This window comes from Pseudomonas sp. Z3-6, assembly GCF_051131985.1.
Taxonomy (GTDB): domain Bacteria; phylum Pseudomonadota; class Gammaproteobacteria; order Pseudomonadales; family Pseudomonadaceae; genus Aquipseudomonas; species Aquipseudomonas zanjanensis.
Genome location: NZ_CP071644.1, coordinates 437872 through 458318, shown reverse-complemented (window position 1 = coordinate 458318; position 20447 = coordinate 437872). Strand labels below are relative to the sequence as shown.

Annotated in this window: 19 protein-coding genes; 11 read left to right on the top strand and 8 right to left on the bottom strand. The window is 63.7% G+C overall.

Features of this window, described 5'->3' with window-relative positions; genetic code table 11:
* The first annotated feature begins 91 nt into the window (after window positions 1–91).
* Entirely contained in the window at window positions 92–571 is a 480-nt protein-coding gene (coaD, locus tag J3P88_RS02040; RefSeq protein ID WP_003177462.1) for a pantetheine-phosphate adenylyltransferase, read from the top strand.
* A gap of 133 nt (window positions 572–704) precedes the next feature.
* On the top strand, window positions 705–956 hold the full coding sequence (locus J3P88_RS02035) for a YfhL family 4Fe-4S dicluster ferredoxin (RefSeq protein ID WP_003195146.1): 252 nt from the start codon (window positions 705–707) through the stop codon (window positions 954–956).
* Window positions 957–1119: 163 nt separating this feature from the next.
* Here the strand turns inward: J3P88_RS02035 and J3P88_RS02030 are convergent, their stop codons facing one another.
* The 3 genes from J3P88_RS02030 to J3P88_RS02020 are packed head-to-tail and all read right to left on the bottom strand — an operon-like array spanning window position 1120 to window position 3152.
* A complete protein-coding gene (locus J3P88_RS02030; RefSeq protein ID WP_186707546.1) occupies window positions 1120–1440 on the bottom strand; it encodes a multidrug transporter in 321 nt (106 codons plus the stop codon).
* Window positions 1441–1493: 53 nt separating this feature from the next.
* Window positions 1494–2306, bottom strand: a complete 813-nt coding sequence (gene mutM, locus J3P88_RS02025; RefSeq protein ID WP_186707547.1) for a bifunctional DNA-formamidopyrimidine glycosylase/DNA-(apurinic or apyrimidinic site) lyase — start codon at window positions 2304–2306, stop codon at window positions 1494–1496.
* Window positions 2307–2336: 30 nt separating this feature from the next.
* Window positions 2337–3152 carry an HDOD domain-containing protein gene (locus J3P88_RS02020; RefSeq protein ID WP_434576340.1) on the bottom strand — a complete coding sequence of 272 codons (816 nt, stop codon included), beginning with the start codon at window positions 3150–3152 and terminating at the stop codon, window positions 2337–2339.
* Window positions 3153–3385: 233 nt separating this feature from the next.
* On the opposite strand from J3P88_RS02020, the gene J3P88_RS02015 reads away from it, so the two are divergent.
* From J3P88_RS02015 to ilvD, 3 genes are all read left to right on the top strand, one after another.
* Window positions 3386–3925, top strand: a complete 540-nt coding sequence (locus J3P88_RS02015) for a type 1 glutamine amidotransferase domain-containing protein (RefSeq protein WP_434573731.1) — start codon at window positions 3386–3388, stop codon at window positions 3923–3925.
* 111 nt (window positions 3926–4036) lie between these two features.
* Window positions 4037–5233: a class I SAM-dependent rRNA methyltransferase gene (locus J3P88_RS02010; RefSeq protein WP_003206543.1), complete on the top strand. Its 1197-nt coding sequence runs from the start codon at window positions 4037–4039 to the stop codon at window positions 5231–5233.
* A gap of 447 nt (window positions 5234–5680) precedes the next feature.
* Complete coding sequence (ilvD, locus tag J3P88_RS02005; RefSeq protein WP_434573729.1) at window positions 5681–7522, top strand: dihydroxy-acid dehydratase; 1842 nt, start codon at window positions 5681–5683, stop codon at window positions 7520–7522.
* Between the two features lie 235 nt (window positions 7523–7757).
* Here the strand turns inward: ilvD and J3P88_RS02000 are convergent, their stop codons facing one another.
* The gene (locus J3P88_RS02000) at window positions 7758–8813 is read right to left on the bottom strand and encodes a haloacid dehalogenase-like hydrolase (RefSeq protein ID WP_434573728.1); all 1056 of its coding nucleotides are present in this window, start codon (window positions 8811–8813) and stop codon (window positions 7758–7760) included.
* 242 nt (window positions 8814–9055) lie between these two features.
* Between J3P88_RS02000 and J3P88_RS01995 the strand changes: the two genes are divergently transcribed.
* Complete coding sequence (locus J3P88_RS01995; protein ID WP_434573726.1) at window positions 9056–10447, top strand: L-cystine transporter; 1392 nt, start codon at window positions 9056–9058, stop codon at window positions 10445–10447.
* A 114-nt stretch (window positions 10448–10561) separates the two neighbouring features.
* On the opposite strand, the gene J3P88_RS01990 is transcribed toward J3P88_RS01995, so the two are convergent.
* Window positions 10562–11074 (bottom strand): dihydrofolate reductase, encoded by a 513-nt coding sequence (locus J3P88_RS01990; RefSeq protein WP_434573724.1) that lies wholly within the window; start codon window positions 11072–11074, stop codon window positions 10562–10564.
* An 86-nt stretch (window positions 11075–11160) separates the two neighbouring features.
* On the opposite strand from J3P88_RS01990, the gene J3P88_RS01985 reads away from it, so the two are divergent.
* Together J3P88_RS01985 and J3P88_RS01980 are read left to right on the top strand one after the other, a co-directional pair.
* On the top strand, window positions 11161–12528 hold the full coding sequence (locus J3P88_RS01985; protein ID WP_434573722.1) for a DUF2868 domain-containing protein: 1368 nt from the start codon (window positions 11161–11163) through the stop codon (window positions 12526–12528).
* A complete protein-coding gene (locus tag J3P88_RS01980; RefSeq protein ID WP_434573720.1) occupies window positions 12521–13894 on the top strand; it encodes a GTPase/DUF3482 domain-containing protein in 1374 nt (457 codons plus the stop codon). The genes J3P88_RS01985 and J3P88_RS01980 overlap by 8 nt, the downstream gene beginning before the upstream one ends.
* 197 nt (window positions 13895–14091) lie before the next feature.
* Here J3P88_RS01980 and J3P88_RS01975 read toward each other — a convergent pair whose 3' ends face one another.
* The gene (locus J3P88_RS01975) at window positions 14092–14583 is read right to left on the bottom strand and encodes a DUF523 domain-containing protein (RefSeq protein ID WP_434573719.1); all 492 of its coding nucleotides are present in this window, start codon (window positions 14581–14583) and stop codon (window positions 14092–14094) included.
* A 2-nt stretch (window positions 14584–14585) separates the two neighbouring features.
* Window positions 14586–15218, bottom strand: a complete 633-nt coding sequence (locus J3P88_RS01970) for a 2OG-Fe(II) oxygenase (protein WP_434573717.1) — start codon at window positions 15216–15218, stop codon at window positions 14586–14588.
* Window positions 15219–15371: 153 nt separating this feature from the next.
* Between J3P88_RS01970 and J3P88_RS01965 the strand changes: the two genes are divergently transcribed.
* Entirely contained in the window at window positions 15372–16115 is a 744-nt protein-coding gene (locus J3P88_RS01965; RefSeq protein ID WP_434573715.1) for a DUF2059 domain-containing protein, read from the top strand.
* Window positions 16116–16246: 131 nt separating this feature from the next.
* On the opposite strand, the gene J3P88_RS01960 is transcribed toward J3P88_RS01965, so the two are convergent.
* Window positions 16247–17194 (bottom strand): alpha/beta hydrolase, encoded by a 948-nt coding sequence (locus J3P88_RS01960; protein WP_434573713.1) that lies wholly within the window; start codon window positions 17192–17194, stop codon window positions 16247–16249.
* Window positions 17195–17302: 108 nt separating this feature from the next.
* Here J3P88_RS01960 and J3P88_RS01955 point away from each other — a divergent pair, with 108 nt between their 5' ends.
* Window positions 17303–17890: a DUF6436 domain-containing protein gene (locus tag J3P88_RS01955; protein WP_434573711.1), complete on the top strand. Its 588-nt coding sequence runs from the start codon at window positions 17303–17305 to the stop codon at window positions 17888–17890.
* A gap of 106 nt (window positions 17891–17996) precedes the next feature.
* Window positions 17997–20402, top strand: a complete 2406-nt coding sequence (locus tag J3P88_RS01950; RefSeq protein WP_434573709.1) for a penicillin acylase family protein — start codon at window positions 17997–17999, stop codon at window positions 20400–20402.
* Window positions 20403–20447: the final 45 nt, after the last annotated feature.

Sequence of the window (20447 nt, the reverse complement as noted above, 5' to 3'; positions counted from 1 at the left end):
ATAGTGCTTTCTTACGCAACAGCCGACTTGGCCGACCGAGAAGGCTGCGATACCATCCGACTCCCCAACGGACTCCCGCCAGGACGACGCGATGAACCGAGTGTTGTACCCAGGTACCTTCGACCCTATTACCAAGGGCCATGGCGATCTGGTCGAACGCGCCGCGCGCCTGTTCGACCATGTGATCATTGCCGTCGCCGCCAGCCCGAAGAAAAATCCGCTGTTCCCGCTGGAACAACGTGTGGAGCTGGCCCGCGAGGTCACCAAACACCTGCCCAACGTGGAAGTGGTCGGCTTCTCGACGCTTCTGGCCCACTTTGCCAAGGAAAAGAACGCCAACGTGTTCCTGCGCGGCCTGCGCGCGGTCTCGGACTTCGAGTATGAGTTCCAACTGGCCAACATGAACCGCCAGCTGGCACCGGACGTCGAAAGCCTGTTCCTGACGCCGTCGGAACGCTACTCGTTCATTTCCTCGACCTTGGTGCGGGAAATTGCGGCGTTGGGCGGTGATATCACCAAGTTCGTCCACCCGGCCGTGGCCGATGCGCTGACGCTGCGCTTCAAGAAATAGCTGGCGGGTACTGCGAGCCGCCTCGCAGCACAGCGCAGTCCATCGCGCCCGCGTGCACTGCGCTCGTCAATGCGGCACAATTGCGCCCATACGTTTTCAGATGCCCGGGCCCAACGCCCCGGCAGGAGCCTGCATGTCCCTGATCATCACCGACGACTGCATCAATTGCGACGTCTGCGAACCCGAGTGCCCGAACGCCGCCATTTCCCAAGGCGAGGAAATCTACGTCATCGACCCGAACCTGTGCACCCAGTGCGTCGGCCATTACGACGAACCCCAGTGCCAGCAGGTTTGCCCAGTGGATTGCATCCCGCTGGACGAGGCTCATCCAGAGACGGAAGAGCAGTTGATGGAGAAATATCGCAAGATCACTGGCAAGGCTTGAGCCAGGTGGTTTTGTAGCGTCTGTACCGACGACTTCGCGAGCAAGCCCGCTCCCACAGAAATCGACTGTGTTCACATGATTTGTGTCATAAGCACATCCCTTGTGGGAGCGGGCTTGCTCGCGAAGAGGCCCTCAGCAACCACCCAGATATAACTGTCGACCTTCACTCCTGCCGCTCAAACCCCTCCCCCACACACCCCAGGCATCGCACAAACGTGGCTTTCGCCGGGTCCACCACCAGCGCCTTCCCCGCATCGCCGACCCCACCGCCCAGCGCGGTAAAGGGCAACGACACCACGAACGCCCCCGCCCCGATCACCGTGGCGGCGAGCAGCAGTGGGCGGGCGATCAGCAGATCACCGATCATGGCAAAAGCCGGCGGATTCTGGATGGTGTAGCGCGGGTCGCCGCTGCCACTGTTGGCCTGGGCAGGCAAACCAACACTCAGCAGCAGCGCTAAAGCGACAGGTCGAAGCAATTTCATCGGGCGATCCTTCGGCTAAATCAGTTAATACTGACTATAGACCGTAGGACCGATCAGCTCTGGCAGCGAGGGCACCAGACGCTGGCGCGCTGGCCCAGGCGGATTTCCCGCAGCCCCGTGCCGCAGACCTTGCACAGTTCCCCGCCCCGGCCATAGACAAACAGCTCCTGCTGGAAATAGCCCGGCTGGCCGTCCCCACCGATGAAGTCCCGCAACGTGGTGCCACCGCGCTCGATGGCATGGGCGAGGATGCGCTTGATCTCGATCGCCAGCTTCAGGTAACGCGCCCGGGAAATGCCTCCGGCTGACCGGCGCGGGTCGATCCCGGCGGCGAACAGCGCCTCGGTCGCGTAGATATTGCCCACGCCCACCACCACTGCGTTGTCCATGATGAACGGCTTGACGGCCATGGAGCGCCCTCGCGAAAGCTGGAACAACCGCTCGCCATCGAACAGGTCGGTCAACGGCTCGGGACCGAGGCGAATCAACAACTCGTGATTGAGCGGGTCGAGGCTCCAGAGCATCGCGCCGAAACGCCGAGGGTCGGTGTAGCGCAAGGCCAGGCCCGACTCCAGCTCGATGTCCACGTGCTCATGCTTGAGGGCGGGCATGCCGACCTCCACCAGGCGCAAGTTGCCGGACATGCCCAGGTGGCTGATCAACGTGCCGACCTCGGCATTGATCAACAGGTACTTGGCCCGCCGCTCCACTTGCACGATGCGCTGGCCCGAGAGCCGCACGTCGAGATCTTCCGGGATCGGCCAGCGCAGGCGGCGGTCACGGACCACCACGCGACTGACCCGCTGGCCTTCAAGATGGGGCGCGATGCCGCGACGGGTGGTTTCGACTTCCGGCAGTTCTGGCATGGGGTTCTCGCGTCAGGCGAAGCCGCGCGCTCAACGGGAGGCGAGGTCGCGAATTTCCTGTTTTTGGGTCTGGAAGTCGTATTCCGACAAACCGATGTAGTCGAGCACCATGCCCCCGACGCTCTCCCACTCGTGGTCTTCGGCCTGATTGCCGAGTACCCGGTGGGAGGCACAGATGTTCTCGGACATCTTCAGGATCGCCAGCAGGTTTTTCAGCGGGCTGTTGTTGCGTGAAGACTCGTCGCTGAACACCGCCAGGGCATTGTGGTGGTTGGCAATGGCCTGGCTGACGTGATCCGGCAGGCGCCAGGACTTGGAAGTGTAGTAACCGACCACCGCATGGTTGGTATTGAACACGCGGTTCTCGGTGTCCACCACCCGGCACTCGGCGCTGGCACTGGCGTAGGCCTCTTCCAGCACGCCCATGTAGCTGGGAAACTGCTTGAGCATCAACGGCACGCCACAATCGTGGAACAACCCCAGGGCATAGGCTTCGTCACCGTTTTCCAGGCCAACGCGCTTGGCCAGGGTCAGGCAGGTCATCGCCACGTCCTGGGCGGTATCCCAGAAGCGGTTCAGGGTGACGATGGCGTCGTCGTGCAGCTCGCCCTTGATCGACTGCGCATTGATCAGGTTGATGATCGAACGGCTGCCCAGCAGGTTCACCGCGCGCTGGATCGAGGTGATCTTGTTGCGCAGGCCGTAATACGGCGAGTTGACGATCTTGAGCAAGGCCCCGGAAAGGCCCGGGTCCTGAGAAATCAACTTGGCGATGGTCTCCAGGTCCGGGTCGGGCATGTACTGCTCCATCTGCAGATCCACCATGATCTGCGGCTGGGGCGGCACGCTGATGCCTTGCAAGGACTGTTGGATCTGTTCGGCAGTAAGCTCTTTGGACATGAGTACACACTCTGGGTCAGGCGGGGATTCTAACCCTTAAAGATGGATCCGATACACCGCAAGGGAGATCGGCGGAACTTTCCTTCAGGCATCGGCTTCGGACTTTACAGGGCCGACAGCCGAGCCTGCATACAGGCTTTAGTCGGCAACCCAGCCACTCAGCTTGAGGAGATTTTTTCATGCCTGGCTCCCTGAACAATAAACGTGTCGCCATCCTGGTGACCGACGGTTTTGAACAAGCCGAACTGACCGGCCCCCAACAGGCGCTGGAACAGGCCGGCGTCAAGGTGGACATCGTTTCGGCCCGCGAAGGCCAGGTCAAAGGCTGGAACCATGACCAGCCGGCCGACGACTTCCCGATCGACCTGACCTTCAAGGCCGCCAATGTCGAGCAGTACGACGCCGTGGTGCTGCCCGGTGGCGTGCAGAACTCCGACACCATCCGCATCGACCCCGACGCCCAGAAACTGGTCAAGGGCTTCGAAGCGGCGAGAAAGCCCATCGCGGTGATTTGCCATGGCGGCTGGCTGCTGGTATCGAGCGGGCTGGTCAAGGGCAAGACCATGACCAGCTACAAGACCCTCAAGGATGACCTGGTCAACGCCGGCGCGAACTGGGTCGACCAGGAAGTGGTCAAGGACGGCACGTTGATCAGCAGCCGCCAGCCTGATGACATCCCGGCCTTTAACCGCGAGTTGCTCAACGCGTTGTCCGCTTGAAGCATGCTCGACACCGTGGCGAGGGAGCCCACTCCCTCACCACATGTCCACCGCAAGCCCCGCCAAGGTTGCAACACGGTATACTCCCGCTCTTTTTTCCGGAGCGACGTCATGTCCCTGCCTAGCCTGCGCCTCAAAGCCAACGCCGACCGTCGCCTGCGCGCCGGCCACTTGTGGGTCTACAGCAACGAAATCGATGTAGCCGCCACGCCCCTGCACGGCTTCAAGGCCGGCGACCAGGCCATCCTCGAAGCCGCCGGCGGCAAGCCGTTGGGCATCGTTGCGATGAGCCCTAACAACCTGATCTGCGCCCGGCTGCTGTCCCGTGACGTGAAGCTGCCGCTGGACAAATCCCTGCTGGTGCATCGCCTCAACGTGGCGTTGTCCCTGCGCGAGCGGCTGTTCGACAAGCCGTTCTATCGCCTGGTCTACGGCGACTCCGACCTGCTGCCGGGCCTGGTGGTCGACCGCTTCGGCGACATCCTGGTGGTGCAGATCGCCTCGGCCACCATGGAAGCCCACAAGGACGACGTGATCGCCGCCCTGACTCAAGTGCTCAAGCCCAGCGGCATCCTGTTCAAGAACGACTCCGCCGCCCGCGACGCCGAAGGCCTGAACCGCTACGTCGAGACCGTGTTCGGCCTGGTGCCGGAATGGGTCGCCCTGGAAGAGAACGGCGTGAAGTTCGAGGCGCCGGTCATGGAAGGCCAGAAAACCGGCTGGTTCTACGACCACCGCATGAACCGCGCGCGCCTGGCCCCGTACGCCAAGGGCAAGCGCGTGCTGGACCTGTTCAGCTACATCGGCGGCTGGGGCGTGCAAGCCGCGGCGTTCGGCGCCAGTGAAGTGTTCTGCGTCGACGCCTCGGCCTTCGCCCTCGACGGTGTCGAGCGCAACGCCGCGCTGAACGGCTTCGCCGAGAAGCTGACCTGTATCGAAGGCGACGTCTTCGAGGCCCTGAAGGAGCTCAAGGCCAGCGAAGAGCGCTTCGACGTGATCGTCGCCGACCCACCGGCCTTCATCAAACGCAAGAAAGACCTGAAGAACGGCGAAGGCGCCTATCGCCGCCTCAACGAGCAAGCCATGCGCCTGCTCAGCAAGGACGGCATCCTGGTCAGCGCATCGTGCTCGATGCACCTGCCCGAAGACGACCTGCAAAACATCCTGCTGACCAGCGCCCGTCACCTGGACCGCAACATCCAACTGCTCGAACGCGGCGGCCAGGGGCCAGACCACCCGGTACACCCGGCCATCGCCGAAACCCGCTATATCAAGAGCATCACCTGCCGGTTGTTGCCCAACAGCTGAGGCCAGGCGGGGCCAGGGCCAATAGCGCTGTGCCCCGCACACTCCAATTGCATCCTGATCGCAGCCTTGGCTGCGATTTTTTTTGCGCGTCTGAATAAGCCTCCGCTCAAAAGATCAACCCCGGCCCCGCTGTTGCCCCCCAGGTCCGGCAGCGTGGCAGGGGCCTGTTAGTCGGCTGAACCCTGCCAGTCGTCATCCCGCGCACGACATTGGCGTCCGATCAGCGCTTTGCGTCATTTCATCCTGGCGCCAGCGGTGTAGAATCGTGGCATTCATCGCCATTCATCCCCGGCGGGTTTATGAGCTCATGCCGAGGCGCGCAGCGATCCTGCAAAGTCATCGGCCACTTGCGGACACACGGCCAAACCCGGGTGCTCCAGACGTCGACAGAAGCTCACTTCCCCATTGATACCTGATAAGTACCTGATTAGCCGCCCGGAGTGCTCCATGCCTGATTACCGCTCGAAAACATCCACCCATGGCCGCAACATGGCCGGCGCCCGTGCCTTGTGGCGCGCCACGGGGATGAAGGATGACGACTTCAAGAAGCCGATCATCGCCATTGCCAACTCCTTCACCCAGTTCGTACCAGGTCACGTGCACCTCAAGGACCTCGGCCAACTGGTTGCCCGGGAAATCGAACGCGTCGGCGGCGTTGCCAAGGAATTCAACACCATCGCCGTGGACGACGGCATCGCCATGGGCCACGACGGCATGCTTTATTCGCTGCCGAGCCGCGAGATCATCGCCGACTCGGTCGAATACATGGTCAACGCCCACTGCGCCGACGCCATCGTGTGCATTTCCAACTGCGACAAGATCACCCCCGGCATGCTCATGGCCGCCCTGCGCCTGAACATCCCGGTGATCTTCGTCTCCGGCGGTCCGATGGAAGCCGGCAAGACCAAGCTCGCCAGCCACGGCCTGGACCTGGTCGACGCCATGGTGATCGCCGCCGACTCCAGCGCTTCTGACGAGAAGGTTGCCGAGTATGAGCGCAGCGCTTGCCCGACTTGCGGTTCGTGCTCCGGCATGTTCACCGCCAACTCGATGAACTGCCTGACCGAAGCCCTGGGCCTGGCCCTGCCGGGCAACGGTTCGACCCTGGCCACCCACAGCGACCGCGAACAGTTGTTCCTGCAGGCCGGCCGGACCATCGTCGAGCTGTGCAAGCGCTACTACGTCGAGAACGACGAGTCGGTGTTGCCGCGCAACATCGCCAACTTCAAGGCGTTCGAAAACGCCATGACCCTGGACATCGCCATGGGCGGTTCCACCAACACCATCCTGCACTTGCTGGCCGCGGCCCAGGAAGCCGAGATTGATTTCGACCTGCGCGACATCGACCGCCTGTCCCGTCACGTACCGCAGCTGTGCAAGGTCGCGCCGAACATCCAGAAGTACCACATGGAAGACGTGCACCGTGCCGGCGGGATCTTCAGCATCCTCGGTTCCCTGGCCCGTGGCGGCCTGCTGCACACCGACCTGCCGACCGTGCACAGCAAGACCATGGCCGAGGCCATCGCCAAGTGGGACATCACCCAGACCACCGACGAGGCCGTGCATCACTTCTTCAAGGCCGGCCCGGCGGGCATCCCGACGCAAACCGCGTTCAGCCAGTCGACCCGCTGGGAAACCCTGGACGACGACCGTGAAAACGGCTGCATCCGCAGCGTCGAACACGCCTACTCCCAGGAAGGCGGCCTGGCCGTGCTGTACGGCAACATCGCCCTGGACGGCTGCGTGGTGAAAACCGCCGGCGTCGACGAGTCGATCCATGTGTTCGAAGGCAATGCGAAGATTTTCGAGAGCCAGGACAGCGCCGTGCGCGGCATCCTCGCCGACGAAGTGAAGGCCGGCGACATCGTGATCATTCGCTACGAAGGCCCGAAAGGCGGCCCGGGCATGCAGGAAATGCTCTACCCGACGTCCTACCTGAAATCCAAGGGCCTGGGCAAAGCCTGCGCCTTGCTGACCGATGGCCGTTTCTCCGGCGGCACCTCGGGCCTGTCCATCGGCCACGCTTCGCCGGAAGCGGCGGCGGGCGGCGCCATCGGCCTGGTGCGCGATGGCGACAAGGTCCTGATCGACATTCCGAACCGCTCGATCAACCTGTTGATCAGCGACGACGAACTGGCCGGGCGCCGCATCGAACAGGACAACAAGGGCTGGAAACCGGTGGAAGTGCGTCCGCGCAAAGTCACTACGGCCCTCAAGGCCTACGCCCTGCTCGCCACCAGCGCCGACAAGGGCGCGGTGCGTAACAAGGCGATGCTTGACGGCCTGTAAGCGCTGCCCATAAAAAAGCCCCGCCAAGTGCGGGGCATTTTTTTGGGCTTCAGTTCGACCCTTTGAGCCAAGTCATCTTTCGTGGCGAGGGAGCTTGCTCCCGCTGGGTCGCGAAGCGGCCCCAAAAATTCGTCCCTCCCCTCAATGCGTGGGCTGACTTTAGGGCTGCTACGCAGCCCAGCGGGAGCAAGCTCCCTCGCCACAAGGTTCCTTGGTATCCCTGTGGGACGGGGGGTTATTGGATGTCTTCAGGCTTGACGATCACCCAGTTCTTGTCCGCCGTCACTGGCAGTCCTTCCTTGGCTTGGGCGGCGGCGTGCTTGGCCATCATGCCGTTGATCTGGGTCATGTACTTGTCCTTGCGGTTGACCCACAGGTGAATCCCGCCCTTGGCCACGTCCACGTCGTGGAACAGCATGTAGCCGTCACTGGTCGGTGTGTCACCCGCCACCAGCACCGGTTTTTTCCATTCGTCGATGTACGTCAGGATCGCCGCGTGCTTGCCGGCCATCCAGGTTGCCGGGGTCCACAGGTACGGCGTGTACTCCAGGCCAAGGTTAGCCTTCTCGTCATATTTGCCGTTGGTGATCTGCTTGCGCGCGGTAGTCAGCTCGCCGGTCTTGCGGTCCTTGAGCAGCGTGGTCACGCCGATCACGTTCTGCGGCTTGAGGTTGTAGCCGTATTTCGGGTCCGCGGCGACCATGCGCACCAGTTCTTCGGAAGCGGCGGTCATGACATAGACCTCGATGCCGTTTTCCATCAGCTTGTTGTACAGCTCGGCCTGACCGGTGAAGATCTTCGGTGGATTGACGGTGTACTCGACCACCTTGTCGCCATCGTAATAAGTGGTCGGCACCGGCTTGCCGGACGCCATCAGCTCATCGACGTAGCCCTTGAGCTCCTTGAGCGTGAAGCCCGAGAACACCTGGGCCACCCACGGGTAGCAGACCATGTCATCGACTTCGCACAAGCGGTAGTAATAGCTGAACAGGCTTTCCTTGTGGTCGGCCGTGTCCTTGAACGGCATCAACTTCAAGGACGGGTCGAGGGTTTCCCGGGTGATGAGGCCCTTGTTCTCCATGAACGGCAGCAACGATTCCTCAAGGTCGTAGCGGTAACTGGTGTTGTCCATGTCGAACACCGCGTAGTTACCCTTGTTGGCGTTGGCGGCGATCATCGCGTCCAAGGCCTTGGCCTGCTCCGCTGGCCAGTGCTTGAGTTCGGTGGCAAGTGCCTGGCCGACGAGGCCAAGACTCAAGGCGACAGCGAGAAAACGAGGTGCGAGTTTCATCGGCATTTCTCCCGGGTTCAAAGAACTCGACGCTAACAAATGCGTGTGACAGTCCTCGCCCAGCCGCGACCGCTTGCGTCCTGATCACGCCAGCGACGTACCCGCAAACGCCAAGTCCTTATTCCATAAACGACAATCAACATGCCTTTTTAGTATTAATTCATTAGATATCAGGCTGTTAGGCTTCCCGGCTCACAGTCGCGGCTTCGGGCGACTGGTACGTCTTATCGGAGTCTCTTTTGATGAATCTGCCGCTGATCCTCAACCTGCTGGTGTTCCTCGCCTTGCTGTTCGGCCTGGCGCAAACCCGTCACCGCACCTGGAGCCTGGCCAAGAAAGTGCTGCTGGCGCTGGTGCTGGGCGTGGTGTTCGGTATCGCCCTGCACACGATTTATGGCGCCGGCAATCCGGTGCTCAAGGCCTCGATCGGCTGGTTCGACCTGGTGGGCAACGGCTACGTGCAGTTGCTGCAGATGATCGTGATTCCACTGGTCTTCGCCTCGATCCTCAGCGCCGTGGCCCGCCTGCATAACGCCTCGTCCCTGGGCAAGATCAGCTTCCTGACCATTGGCACGCTGCTGTTCACCACCGCAATCGCCGCGCTGATCGGCATCGGCCTGACCAACCTGTTCGGCCTCACCGCCGAGGGCCTGGTGGCCGGCACCCAGGAGTTGGCGCGCCTGCAAGTGATCCAGAGCGACTACGCCGGCAAGGTCGCCGACCTGAACATCCCGCAACTGCTGCTTTCGTTCATTCCGCAGAACCCCTTTGCCGACCTGGCGCGGGCCAAGCCGACGTCGATCATCAGCGTGGTGATCTTCGCCGCGTTCCTCGGCGTCGCGGCGTTGCAGTTGCTCAAGGATGACGTGGAGAAAGGCCAGAAAGTGATCAACGCGATCGACACCCTGCAAAGCTGGGTGACGCGCCTGGTGCGCCTGGTGATGAAGCTGACGCCATACGGTGTGCTGGCGTTGATGACCAAGGTGGTGGCCGGTTCCAACCTGCAGGACATCATCAAGCTCGGCAGCTTTGTCGTGGTGTCGTACCTGGGGCTGGGCCTGATGTTCGTGGTCCATGGCCTACTGGTGTCCGCTGCCGGCATCAACCCATTGCGCTTTTTCCGCAAGATCTGGCCCGTGTTGACCTTCGCTTTCACCAGCCGCTCCAGCGCGGCCACCATCCCATTGAGCATCGAAGCCCAGACCAGCCGCCTCGGCATTCCCCGGGCGATTGCCAGCTTCAGCGCCTCGTTCGGCGCCACTATCGGCCAGAACGGTTGTGCCGGCCTTTACCCGGCCATGCTGGCGGTGATGGTCGCACCGACCGTGGGCATCAACCCGCTGGACCCGGTGTGGATCGCAACACTGGTGGCGATCGTGACGTTGAGTTCGGCCGGGGTGGCCGGGGTCGGAGGCGGCGCGACGTTCGCCGCGCTGATCGTGCTGCCGGCCATGGGCTTGCCGGTGTCGCTGGTGGCTTTGCTGATTTCCGTCGAACCGCTGATCGACATGGGGCGTACGGCGTTGAACGTCAGCGGCTCGATCACCGCCGGGGCGATTACCAGCCAGGTGATGCAGCAGACGGACAAGGCGTTGCTTGATGCCCAGGAGCATGGGGAGTTGGTGCACGCTTGATGGGTGGCGCCTGATCAATCGCCTTCGCGAGCAAGCCCGCTCCCACAGTTAACCGAGTTGTGCCAGGAAAAATCGGTCGACTGTGGGAGCGGGCTTGCTCGCGAAGCTTTTGCTTTAAAGCTTTTCCCACACCTCAAAGCTATAGGCCGGCTTGTCGCCTTCACCCGGGTTCGGCTGGTTCGAGACCCGTTTCCACTGGCTCGGATCGAACTCAGGAAACCACGCATCTCCCTCAGGGCTCAGCGCCACGCGGGTCAGGTACAGTCGATCCGCCTGTTCCAGGGCCTGGGCATAGAGCTGGGCGCCACCGATCAACATCAATTCGTCGATACCCTGCTCCAGCGCCCAGGCCTCGGCCCGCGCCACGGCGGCTTCCAAGGTGGAAAACACCTCGGCACCTTCCAGCACCAGACCCGGCTGGCGACTGACGACGATGTTCAGCCGCCCCGGCAGCGGTCGACCGAGGGAGTCCCAGGTCTTGCGCCCCATGATGATCGGCTTGCCCAAGGTGGTGGCCTTGAAGTATTTGAAATCCCCCGGCAGGTGCCAGGGCATGCTGTTGTCGACGCCGATCACACGGTTTTCACCGAGGGCTGCGATCAGGCTTAGGGGGAGAGTTTTGTTCATGGCCGCGAGGATACCAGAGGCCCGGCGTACCCCGACAGGCATCACAGCGGTTATGCTCAACCCTCATTCGAGCAACGGAAGCCCCCGTGACAGTACTGCAGAACCTCTGGTTGACCGAGACGATCCGCCTGCGTGAAGAGCACGCCGGCCCGCTCCAAGACCAGGAAGCCAATCGCCTGGCCCGTGCGTCAGGCGGCGATCTATCCGCCCGCATCCATCAGCGCGCCCGTTGGCTGGCCGAGCGCGATGGCCTCACGCAAGCCCTGCGCCATTGGCTGCAAGGGGCGCGCCTGGCGCTGATCGCCTTGGCGCTGCTCGCCGTCCTCAGCGGCGCCGGCCTCGGGTTGGCCGCCCTCGGTGACGGCCAGGCACCGGTCAATGTGTTCTGGGCCTTGGGCAGTCTGTTGGGGTTGAATCTGGTGCTGCTCATCGGTTGGGTCCTGGGCCTGGTCTTCGCCGGTGAGCAAGGTGCCGCACTGGGACGCCTGTGGCTGTGGCTCAGCGAAAAACTCGCCCGCGACGCCAAGGCCGCCCAACTGGCGCCGGCCCTGCTGCTGTTGCTGCAACGGCACAAACTCAGTCGCTGGGCCCTCGGTGTGTTGGTCAATGGCCTGTGGCTGCTGGCGATGCTCAGCGCGCTGGTCATCGTCCTGCTGCTGATGGCGACCCGGCGCTATGGCTTCGTCTGGGAAACCACCCTGCTGGGCAGCGAAACCTTCGTCGCCATGACCCAGGCCCTCGGCGCACTGCCGGCACTGCTGGGCTTCAGCGTGCCGACCGAGGACATGATCCGCGCCAGTGGCGACGCCGCGCTGAACATCGAAAGCGCCCGCCAGGCCTGGGCCGCCTGGCTGGTCGGCGTGCTGCTGGTCTATGGCCTGCTACCCCGCCTGGGCCTGGCGTTGCTGTGCCTGTGGCGCTGGCGACGCGGTCGCGCCACGCTGCGCCTGGATTTGAACCTGCCGGGCTACGCCCAGTTGCGTGAACGGCTGATGCCCAGCAGCGAACGCCTGGGCGTCAACGACGCCGCCCCCGCGCACTTGCATCGAGTCGAAAGTGCCGTCAGTGCGATGGACAGCGACGGCGCGCTGCTGGTGGCGATCGAACTGGATGATCGGCCCTGGCCGCCCAAGCTGCCCGAAACCGTGAAAAGCGCCGGCATCCTCGACAGCCGCGAGTCGCGCCACAAACTCCTCGAACAGCTGTCGCGTTTTCCGCCGACACGCCTGGCGATTGCCTGTGACCCACGTCGCTCGCCGGACCGTGGCAGCCTGGCGCTGATCGCCGAGCTGGCCCGCAGCGCCAGCGCCACCCGCGTCTGGCTGTTGCAGGCGCCGCCCGGCGAAGCGCTGGACGCCGAGCGCCTGGGGGACTGGCACAGCGCGCTGCAACAGTTGCAGTTGCCGTTCGCCGATTGCATGCCCTTGAACTGGCTGGAGAGCGGCCATGACTGACCCCGTGAAGCCGCTGAAACTGGCCGTGGTCGGCCACACCAACGTGGGCAAGACCTCGTTGCTGCGGACCTTGACCCGCGACGTCGGCTTCGGCGAGGTGTCCCACCGCCCAAGCACCACCCGGCATGTCGAGGGTGCGCGCCTGTCGGTGGACGGCGAAGCGTTGCTGGAGCTGTACGACACGCCGGGCCTGGAAGATGCCATCGCCCTGCTCGATTACCTCGAGCGCCTGGAGCGTCCTGGCGAACGCCTCGACGGCCCGGCGCGCCTGGCTCGCTTCCTCGAGGGTAGCGAGGCGCGACAACGCTTCGAACAGGAAGCCAAGGTACTGCGGCAATTGCTCGCCAGCGACGCCGGTTTGTATGTGATCGATGCTCGGGAACCGGTGCTGGCCAAGTACCGCGATGAATTGGAAGTCCTCGCCAGTTGTGGCAAACCGCTGCTGCCGGTGCTGAATTTCGTCAGCAGCGCCCAGCATCGTGAACCCGACTGGCGCGAAGCCCTGGCGCGATTGGGGTTGCACGCCCTGGTGCGCTTTGACAGCGTCGCCCCGCCCGAGGACGGCGAGCGACGCCTGTATGAAAGCCTCGCGTTGTTGCTGGAAGGCGCCCGTGGGCAACTGGAGCGACTGGTCGCCGACCAGCAGGCCCAACGCCTGGCCCGCCAGCAGAGCGCGGCGCGCTTGATCGCCGAACTGCTGATCGACTGCGCCGCCTGCCGACGCAGCGTCGCCAGCGATACCGAACTGGAACGCCAGGCCATTGGCGAATTGCGCAACGCGGTACGTCAACGCGAACAGCGTTGTGTCGAAGCCCTGCTCAAACTCTACGCGTTCCGTCCCCAGGACGCCGCCGCCGGCGACCTGCCGCTGCTCGACGGGCGCTGGGGCGATGACCTGTTCAACCCCGAAACCCTCAAGCAATTGGGTGTACGCGTCGGCGGCGGGATCGCGGCGGGCGCGGCGGCCGGTGCCGGGGTGGACTTGCTGGTAGGTGGCCTGACCCTCGGCGCCGCCGCCCTGGCCGGGGCGATTGTCGGCGGCACCCTGCAAACCGCCCGCAGCTACGGCAACCGGCTGATGGGCAAACTCAAGGGGCAACGGGAACTGACGGTTGACGACAGCGTGCTGCGCCTACTGGCCCTGCGCCAAGGACAGTTGCTGCAAGCCCTCAACCTGCGCGGCCACGCGGCGCTGGACAGCATCCGCATCGCCACGCCCCAGGACAAGACTTGGCGCGAGGGCAAGCTGCCCGAAGCCCTGAACAAGGCCCGGGCGCATCCGCAATGGTCATCCCTCAACCCCCAGCCGCGGTTGAGCCAGGCGGAGCGGCAGGAGCAGATCGAGCAGTTGGCCGAGCAGCTCTGAGCGACACAAGGTTCTGGCCAAGTACCCTTTGGCAGTACACAAAACCTGTGGCGAGGGAGCTTGCTCCCGCTGGGCTGCGAAGCGGCCCCAAAATGCCGGAACGCGGTTGGCCTGACACACCGGAGTGTCAGGTTTCAGGACCGCTTCGCGGCCCAGCGGGAGCAAGCTCCCTCGCCACAAAAGCGGTCAGCCAGAAGTTATTCGTGGCTCAAGGCCTTCAGGGCCGCCGCCGCTTCAGGCAACTCCAGCTCACTGAACACCCGCACGCCATGGCGCCTGAGCAACGCCGCCGTCACCCCTTCGCCGCTGACTTTCACACCACTGAACGTCCCATCATAGGTCAGCAGGTTGCCACACGATGGGCTGTTGGCCTTGAGCACCGCGATGCGGATGCCGTGAACTCGCACCTGCTCCAGCGCTTGATACGCGCCTGACAGAAATTGCGCGCTCACATCTTCGCCATCGGTGGTGATCACCGCGGCCTGACCGTCAAGCACTTGCCCGCCCTGCCCCCCAGGAATCTCCGCCGCCGCACGCGGGGTGGGCAAGCCGCCAGCGACTTCCGGGCACAGCGGTACGACCCGGCCTTGGTCGAGCCATTGCTGGAGTTGATCGAACGGCCCGCTGGCACCGCCGTCGTAGCGCACGCGATGGCCGAGCAGGCAGCGGCTGACCAGGATCTTTTCCATCGTCAGAACACCTCGTTGCCGCGACGGCGGAACCAACCGGTCAAGGACAGGCGATCCCGGGTGGCCGGCAGCACTTCGTGAGGGATGTCCCCCGACAGGAACACCACCAGGCAACCGCCGATGGGCACCACGTCACGCTCCACGCCGTCCTCCAGGTACATGCGCAACTGGCCGCCGTGTTCCGGCAACCAATCGTCGTTGAGATAAAGCACCGCCGACACCATCCGCCGGTCGTCGTCGCGAAAGCGGTCGACATGCTTGAGGTAGAACGCGCCGGGTGGATACAGGGCAAAATGACTTTCGAAGTCTTCCAGCCCCAGGAACAACCCGCGATTCATCGCCTCGCGCAGGCTATCCATCAGTGTCAGGTATTGATCGCAGGCTTGCGCCTGGCCAGGCTCGATCCACTGAATGCGATCACCCCGGATCCCTTCGCGAATCTCCGAGAACGGCCCGCGTCCGACCGCCGCCGGGGCCAGCTCACCCTCGGCGGCACGCTGGCGGCATTCGGCCGCCAGGGCGCGGGTCAGCGCGTCCGGCAGGAAGAGGTTCTGCTGCGACCAGCCGCGCTCGGCCAGGTCGTCGACGATACGTAACAGCAGCGGGTGATCAGAAGGTATTTGCATGGCGCGCATAGTATGCCGGCGCCTGCAAAACCGACAGCGCCACGCAGCGGGTTCGCTGCGTCGGTTCTTTACCTCCAAGAGCACCGCCGTACGAACTTGATACGAATTCTCGACAAGACCCCACACCCCACGGAGAATAGTCGGCTGCTGACAGGAGTCCCTATGCGCCGTTTGCTTTTCTCACTGTTGATGTTCTGCGTTTTGCCCGCCTGGGCAGACAGCTACGACCAGTTGTACAAGGTCGCCGGCTGGCCGGAACAGCGGGCGCATTTCAATGATGCCTTGAGCGCCGCCCAGCAACGCTACCAGAGCAGCCTGCCGCCGGCGGTGTTCCAGGCGCTGGTCAACAACAGCAATCAACGTTTTGCTCCCCAGGCCATGGACCAGCGGGCCGAGGCGCAGATACGCAGCAAGCTTCGCGACCCGAACCCGGCCCTGGCCTTTTTCCAGTCGCCCCTGGGCCGCAAGGTCGTGGCGGCCGAATTGCTGGCGACCCGGCGCGACCAATTGGCGAAAAACGCCAAGGGCCTGCCGAAGATGCAAGCCAGCGACAACCGCCTGTTGATCATCGGCCACCTGGCCCAGGCCCTCCCCGCCCGCGAGGCCGGCGCCGAAGTCAGCCTGGCGATCGCCGGCGTGGCGGCCGACAGCCTGAGCTCGATGATCCCGGGACTCTTGGGTGCCGGCCAGGCCCAGGGCATGCTCAACGGCCAGCGCCAGCGCCTGATGGAACAGATCGGCGCGGACCTGAACAACACGCTGCTGTACGTCTACCGTGACCTGACGGATACCGAGCTGGAAGAATTCGCCACCTTCGCCGAATCGACCGAGGGCCAGGCTTATTATCAGGCGGCCCTGGCGGCGATTCGGGCGGGGTTGGCGGTGGGGCAGGATCTCGGGCAGTAGATAGATCTTCAGCGCCGGCTATACCGCTTTCGCGAGCAAGCCCGCTCCCACAGGGGTTTGCGACGGTCGCAGAACCTAAGTTCACTCAAGACCCTGTGGGAGCGGGCTTGCTCGCGAAGGCAATTAATCAGTCACCGCCTGACTCTGCTCATCCGCTTCGTCAAGAACCCAAACATCTCCTGCCGCATCGCCAGCGCCTCGTTCGCCAGATGATGCCGCCCCTCAGGCAACATCAACACCTGCGGCCGGTCGAACTTGCTGCGCAGCACGTTCAGGTTGTGCACCCAATCCACCGTCATATCCGCCTCCCCCTGCACGATCAAGGGCTGGCGCGGGCTGCTTGGGGCGGCTTCGATACGCTTGATCCATTGCCCCAACGCGCCCACCCACGCAGTAGGCAGGCGCAGCGGTTGCAACGGGTCGGCTTGCAAGAAAGGCAGGAACTGCGGGTCGGTGGAGTTCTCGCTGAAACGCCGGGCGATGCCGGTCACGAAGGGCTTGAGCAGGTAATAACTCAGGCGCGACCAGCCCCAGGCCCGCGGCCGTACCAGGGGTGACAGCAGGATGACCTGACCCTGGGCCGGGCTCTGCGCGCCGTGGTTGAGCACGTGATCGACCACGATGGCGCCGCCAGTGCTTTGCCCACACAAGTGCCAGGGATGCGGCAGGTCCAGCGTCGCGGCCTCGGCCAACAAGCCCTGCAAGGTGGCCTGGTACTCGGCGAAATCGCCGATGCTGGCGCGTTCGCCGCTGGACAGGCCATGGCCAGGCAGGTCGCAGGCGATCACCGCGAATTTCTGCTCCAAGGCCCACTCGATCAGGTGCCGGTACAGCCCCATGTGATCGTAGTAACCGTGGAACACAAACAACGTCGCCACGGTTTTTTCCGGCCACCAGACCTGGCTGACCACTTCATACCCGCCCACCTCGAAACGCCCTAATCCCTTGCGCACACTGCGCTGGGGGAAATCCAGCCCATAGAACCGCTGGTAGGCCCGGGCTTGCTCGGACAGGGCTTGCCACTGGGCCAACGGTTGCAGGCTGGCACGCAGGAGATCGGGATCGAAAGTGGCAGGCATCAAGAGTTCCAGACAAAGGCGCAGCGCGCGAAACAGACTTTACAGGCCTGCGATATTCATCTGTCGCGGCAAGCATGGCAAGCTACGCGGCCTCAGAGGATCGACTCCATGCGCCCGTCCCACCGCACGACCTTGCTTGCCAGCCTGCTCGCCCTCGGATGCGCCATCGTATTGTGGGTGGCCTACGACTGGTTCCAGGGCCGTTTCCTGCGGGCCTTCAGCCAACACACCGCGATATTTTCCGGCGACCCTCTGCGCCTGCCCGCCGACCTGGCAGGCCCCGGCGCGATCCGCCTGGTGCATTTCTGGGACCCGGCGTGCCCGTGCAACGTCGGCAATCAGCAACACCTTTCCGAACTGGTGGATAAATACGTACCGCAAGGCGTCGAGTTCTATGCGGTACAAAAGCCCGGCAGCCAGGGTCAGTTACCGGCCACCCTGAACAACCTCAAGCCGCTCCCAAGCCTGCCCGGCTCCAGCCAGATCCCCGCCAGCCCGGCCGTGGCGATCTGGGATCGCAGCGGCCAGCTCGCGTATTTCGGCCCCTACAGCGAAGGCCTGACCTGTAATTCGAGCAACAGCTTCATCGAGCCGATTCTTGAAGCGTTGAGCGGCGGTCGGGCGGTCAATGCGACGCATACGATGGCGGTGGGTTGCTATTGTCCTTGGTCCCAGGACACATCAGGCAAGGAATAAGACGGGAAATCCTCCCGAGGAGCGATGCGAAGTCGCGCAGCGGCATGTTAAACAGGGAACGAACAGCGAGGCCATGGAACCGCTGTCATCAGAATAAGGACTCACCATGAAACGCACCCTCATCGCCTTCCTCTCATTGATCGTCACCGCGATCATCGTCGCGGGCGGCTACCTCTACAGCAAGCAGCCCACCCGCCAAGGCACGATGCAGATGCAAGGGCTGCTGGGCTCGGTGACGGTGCGCTACGACGAACGCGGTGTGCCGCATATCCGCGCCGAGAACGAAGCCGACCTGTACCGCGCCCTCGGTTATGTCCATGCCCAGGACCGGCTGTTCCAGATGGAGATCATGCGCCGCCTCGCCCGGGGCGAGCTGGCCGAGGTGCTGGGGCCGAAGCTGCTGGACACCGATAAGCTGATGCGCAGCCTGCGTATTCGCGAGCGCGCCGCGGCCTACATCACCGAGCAGGACCCGCAATCCCCCGCCTGGGTCGCCATGCAGGCTTACCTGGACGGTATCAACGCCTACCAGGACAGCCACACCCGGCCCGTGGAGTTCGATGTGCTGGGCATTCCCAAGCGCCCCTTCACCGCCGAAGACACCGTGAGCATCACCGGCTACATGGCCTACAGCTTCGCCGCTGCCTTTCGCACCGAACCCCTGCTGACCTATGTGCGCGATGTGCTGGGTGCCAACTACCTGAATATTTTCGACCTCGACTGGCAGCCCCAGGGCGTGCTGGCCGAAGGGCGCAAAGCCGGCCTGCCCCTGGCCGCCGCCGATTGGAAAGGCCTCAACGCCCTGGCCCGCCTGAGCGAGCAGGCCCTGGCCGACAATGGCTTGCCGCAGTTCGAAGGCAGTAACGCCTGGGCGGTCGCCGGCAGCCGTACCCGCAGCGGCAAGCCATTGCTGGCGGGCGACCCGCACATTCGTTTTTCCACGCCGTCGGTGTGGTACGAGGCGCACCTGTCGGCCCCCGGCTTTGAGCTCTACGGGCATTACCAGGCATTGCTGCCCTTTGCGACGCTAGGCATGAGCAAGGATTTCGGCTGGAGCGTCACCATGTTCCAGAACGACGACCTGGACCTGATCGCCGAGAAGGTCAACCCGGACAATCCCGAGCAGGTCTGGTATCGCGACCAATGGGTGGACATGACCCGCAGCGAGCAGCAGATCGCGGTCAAGGGCCAGGCGCCGGTGACGCTGGTGCTGCGCCAGTCGCCCCACGGTCCGATCGTCAACGATGCCCTCGGCGCCAACGCCGGCAAGACTCCGGTCGCCATGTGGTGGGGATTCCTGGAAAGCCGCAACCCGATCCTCAACGCCTTCTACCAGCTCAACCGCGCCGACACCCTCGCCAAGGCCCGCGGCGCTTCGGCCAAGATCCACGCACCGGGGCTGAACGTGGTCTGGGCCAATGCCAAGGGGGACATCGGCTGGTGGGCCGCTGCGCAATTGCCCAAGCGCCCCGCCGGCGTGAAGCCTGGCTTCATTCTCGATGGCAGCAGCCCGGAGGCGGAAAAGGAAGGTTTCTATCCGTTCAGCAGCAACCCGCAGGAAGAAAATCCGGCGCGGGGCTACATCGTCTCGGCCAATTTCCAACCGGTGCCGGCCAGCGGCATCGAGATCCCCGGCTACTACAACCTTGCCGACCGTGGCCAGCAACTCAACCACCAGCTCAGCGACAAGCAGGCGAAGTGGGACCTGGAAAGCACCCAGAAACTGCAGTTGGGCACCACCACCGCCTACGGTCCTCGCCTGCTTGCACCGCTGGTGCCGGTGCTGCGTGGGGTGGTCAGTGACCCGCAGCAACGCAAATGGGTGGAACAATTGGCCCAATGGCCTGGCGATTATCCCCTGGACTCCCTCAGCGCCACGCTGTTCAACCAATTCCTGTTCAACCTGGCCGATGCCGCCCTGCACGATGAACTGGGCGACGGGTTCTTCGAAACCGCCCTGTCGACCCGGGTGATCGACGCGGCCCTGCCACGCTTGGCAACCGCAGAGGACTCACCGTGGTGGGACGATCGCACGACCCTCGGCACCGAGACCCGTGCCGACACCGTGAAAAAGGCCTGGGACAAGAGCCTCGACCATTTGAAGGCCACCTTCGGCGACGATGCCACGCAATGGCAATGGGGCAAGGCCCACACCCTGACCCACGGCCACCCGCTGGGCCTGCAAAAGCCCCTGGACCGGATCTTCAACGTCGGCCCGTTCGCCGCGCCCGGCACTCACGAAGTGCCCAACAACCTCTCCGCCCGGATCGGCCCGGCGCCGTGGCCGGTGACCTACGGGCCTTCGACCCGGCGCATCATCGACTTCGCCGACCCGAGCCACAGCGTCACCATCAACCCCGTTGGCCAGAGCGGTGTTCCGTTCGACAAGCATTACGAGGATCAGGCCGAGGCGTACATCGAGGGGCTGTATCACCAGGCGCACCTGGCCGAGGAAGAAGTAACGGCCAACACCCATGGCACCTTGAAGCTGTTGCCGGCCCGGGCGCCCTGAATCGGGCGTGCAGGACTTTTTTTCATCGTTAGCCGGGCTTGATCG

Excerpts from the sequence above, each read along its gene's own strand:
- coaD (WP_003177462.1), top strand. The coding sequence starts at position 92 with ATGAACCGAGTGTTGTACCCAGGTACCTTCGACCCTATTACCAAGGGC.
- J3P88_RS01995 (WP_434573726.1), top strand. The coding sequence starts at position 9,056 with ATGAATCTGCCGCTGATCCTCAACCTGCTGGTGTTCCTCGCCTTGCTG.
- J3P88_RS01990 (WP_434573724.1), bottom strand. The coding sequence starts at position 11,074 with ATGAACAAAACTCTCCCCCTAAGCCTGATCGCAGCCCTCGGTGAAAAC.
- J3P88_RS02015 (WP_434573731.1), top strand. The coding sequence starts at position 3,386 with ATGCCTGGCTCCCTGAACAATAAACGTGTCGCCATCCTGGTGACCGAC.
- J3P88_RS01955 (WP_434573711.1), top strand. The coding sequence starts at position 17,303 with ATGCGCCCGTCCCACCGCACGACCTTGCTTGCCAGCCTGCTCGCCCTC.
- J3P88_RS01965 (WP_434573715.1), top strand. The coding sequence starts at position 15,372 with ATGCGCCGTTTGCTTTTCTCACTGTTGATGTTCTGCGTTTTGCCCGCC.
- J3P88_RS01960 (WP_434573713.1), bottom strand. The coding sequence starts at position 17,194 with ATGCCTGCCACTTTCGATCCCGATCTCCTGCGTGCCAGCCTGCAACCG.
- J3P88_RS02000 (WP_434573728.1), bottom strand. The coding sequence starts at position 8,813 with ATGAAACTCGCACCTCGTTTTCTCGCTGTCGCCTTGAGTCTTGGCCTC.
- J3P88_RS01980 (WP_434573720.1), top strand. The coding sequence starts at position 12,521 with ATGACTGACCCCGTGAAGCCGCTGAAACTGGCCGTGGTCGGCCACACC.
- J3P88_RS02035 (WP_003195146.1), top strand. The coding sequence starts at position 705 with ATGTCCCTGATCATCACCGACGACTGCATCAATTGCGACGTCTGCGAA.
- J3P88_RS01950 (WP_434573709.1), top strand. The coding sequence starts at position 17,997 with ATGAAACGCACCCTCATCGCCTTCCTCTCATTGATCGTCACCGCGATC.
- J3P88_RS02030 (WP_186707546.1), bottom strand. The coding sequence starts at position 1,440 with ATGAAATTGCTTCGACCTGTCGCTTTAGCGCTGCTGCTGAGTGTTGGT.
- ilvD (WP_434573729.1), top strand. The coding sequence starts at position 5,681 with ATGCCTGATTACCGCTCGAAAACATCCACCCATGGCCGCAACATGGCC.
- J3P88_RS02010 (WP_003206543.1), top strand. The coding sequence starts at position 4,037 with ATGTCCCTGCCTAGCCTGCGCCTCAAAGCCAACGCCGACCGTCGCCTG.
- J3P88_RS01975 (WP_434573719.1), bottom strand. The coding sequence starts at position 14,583 with ATGGAAAAGATCCTGGTCAGCCGCTGCCTGCTCGGCCATCGCGTGCGC.
- mutM (WP_186707547.1), bottom strand. The coding sequence starts at position 2,306 with ATGCCAGAACTGCCGGAAGTCGAAACCACCCGTCGCGGCATCGCGCCC.
- J3P88_RS01970 (WP_434573717.1), bottom strand. The coding sequence starts at position 15,218 with ATGCGCGCCATGCAAATACCTTCTGATCACCCGCTGCTGTTACGTATC.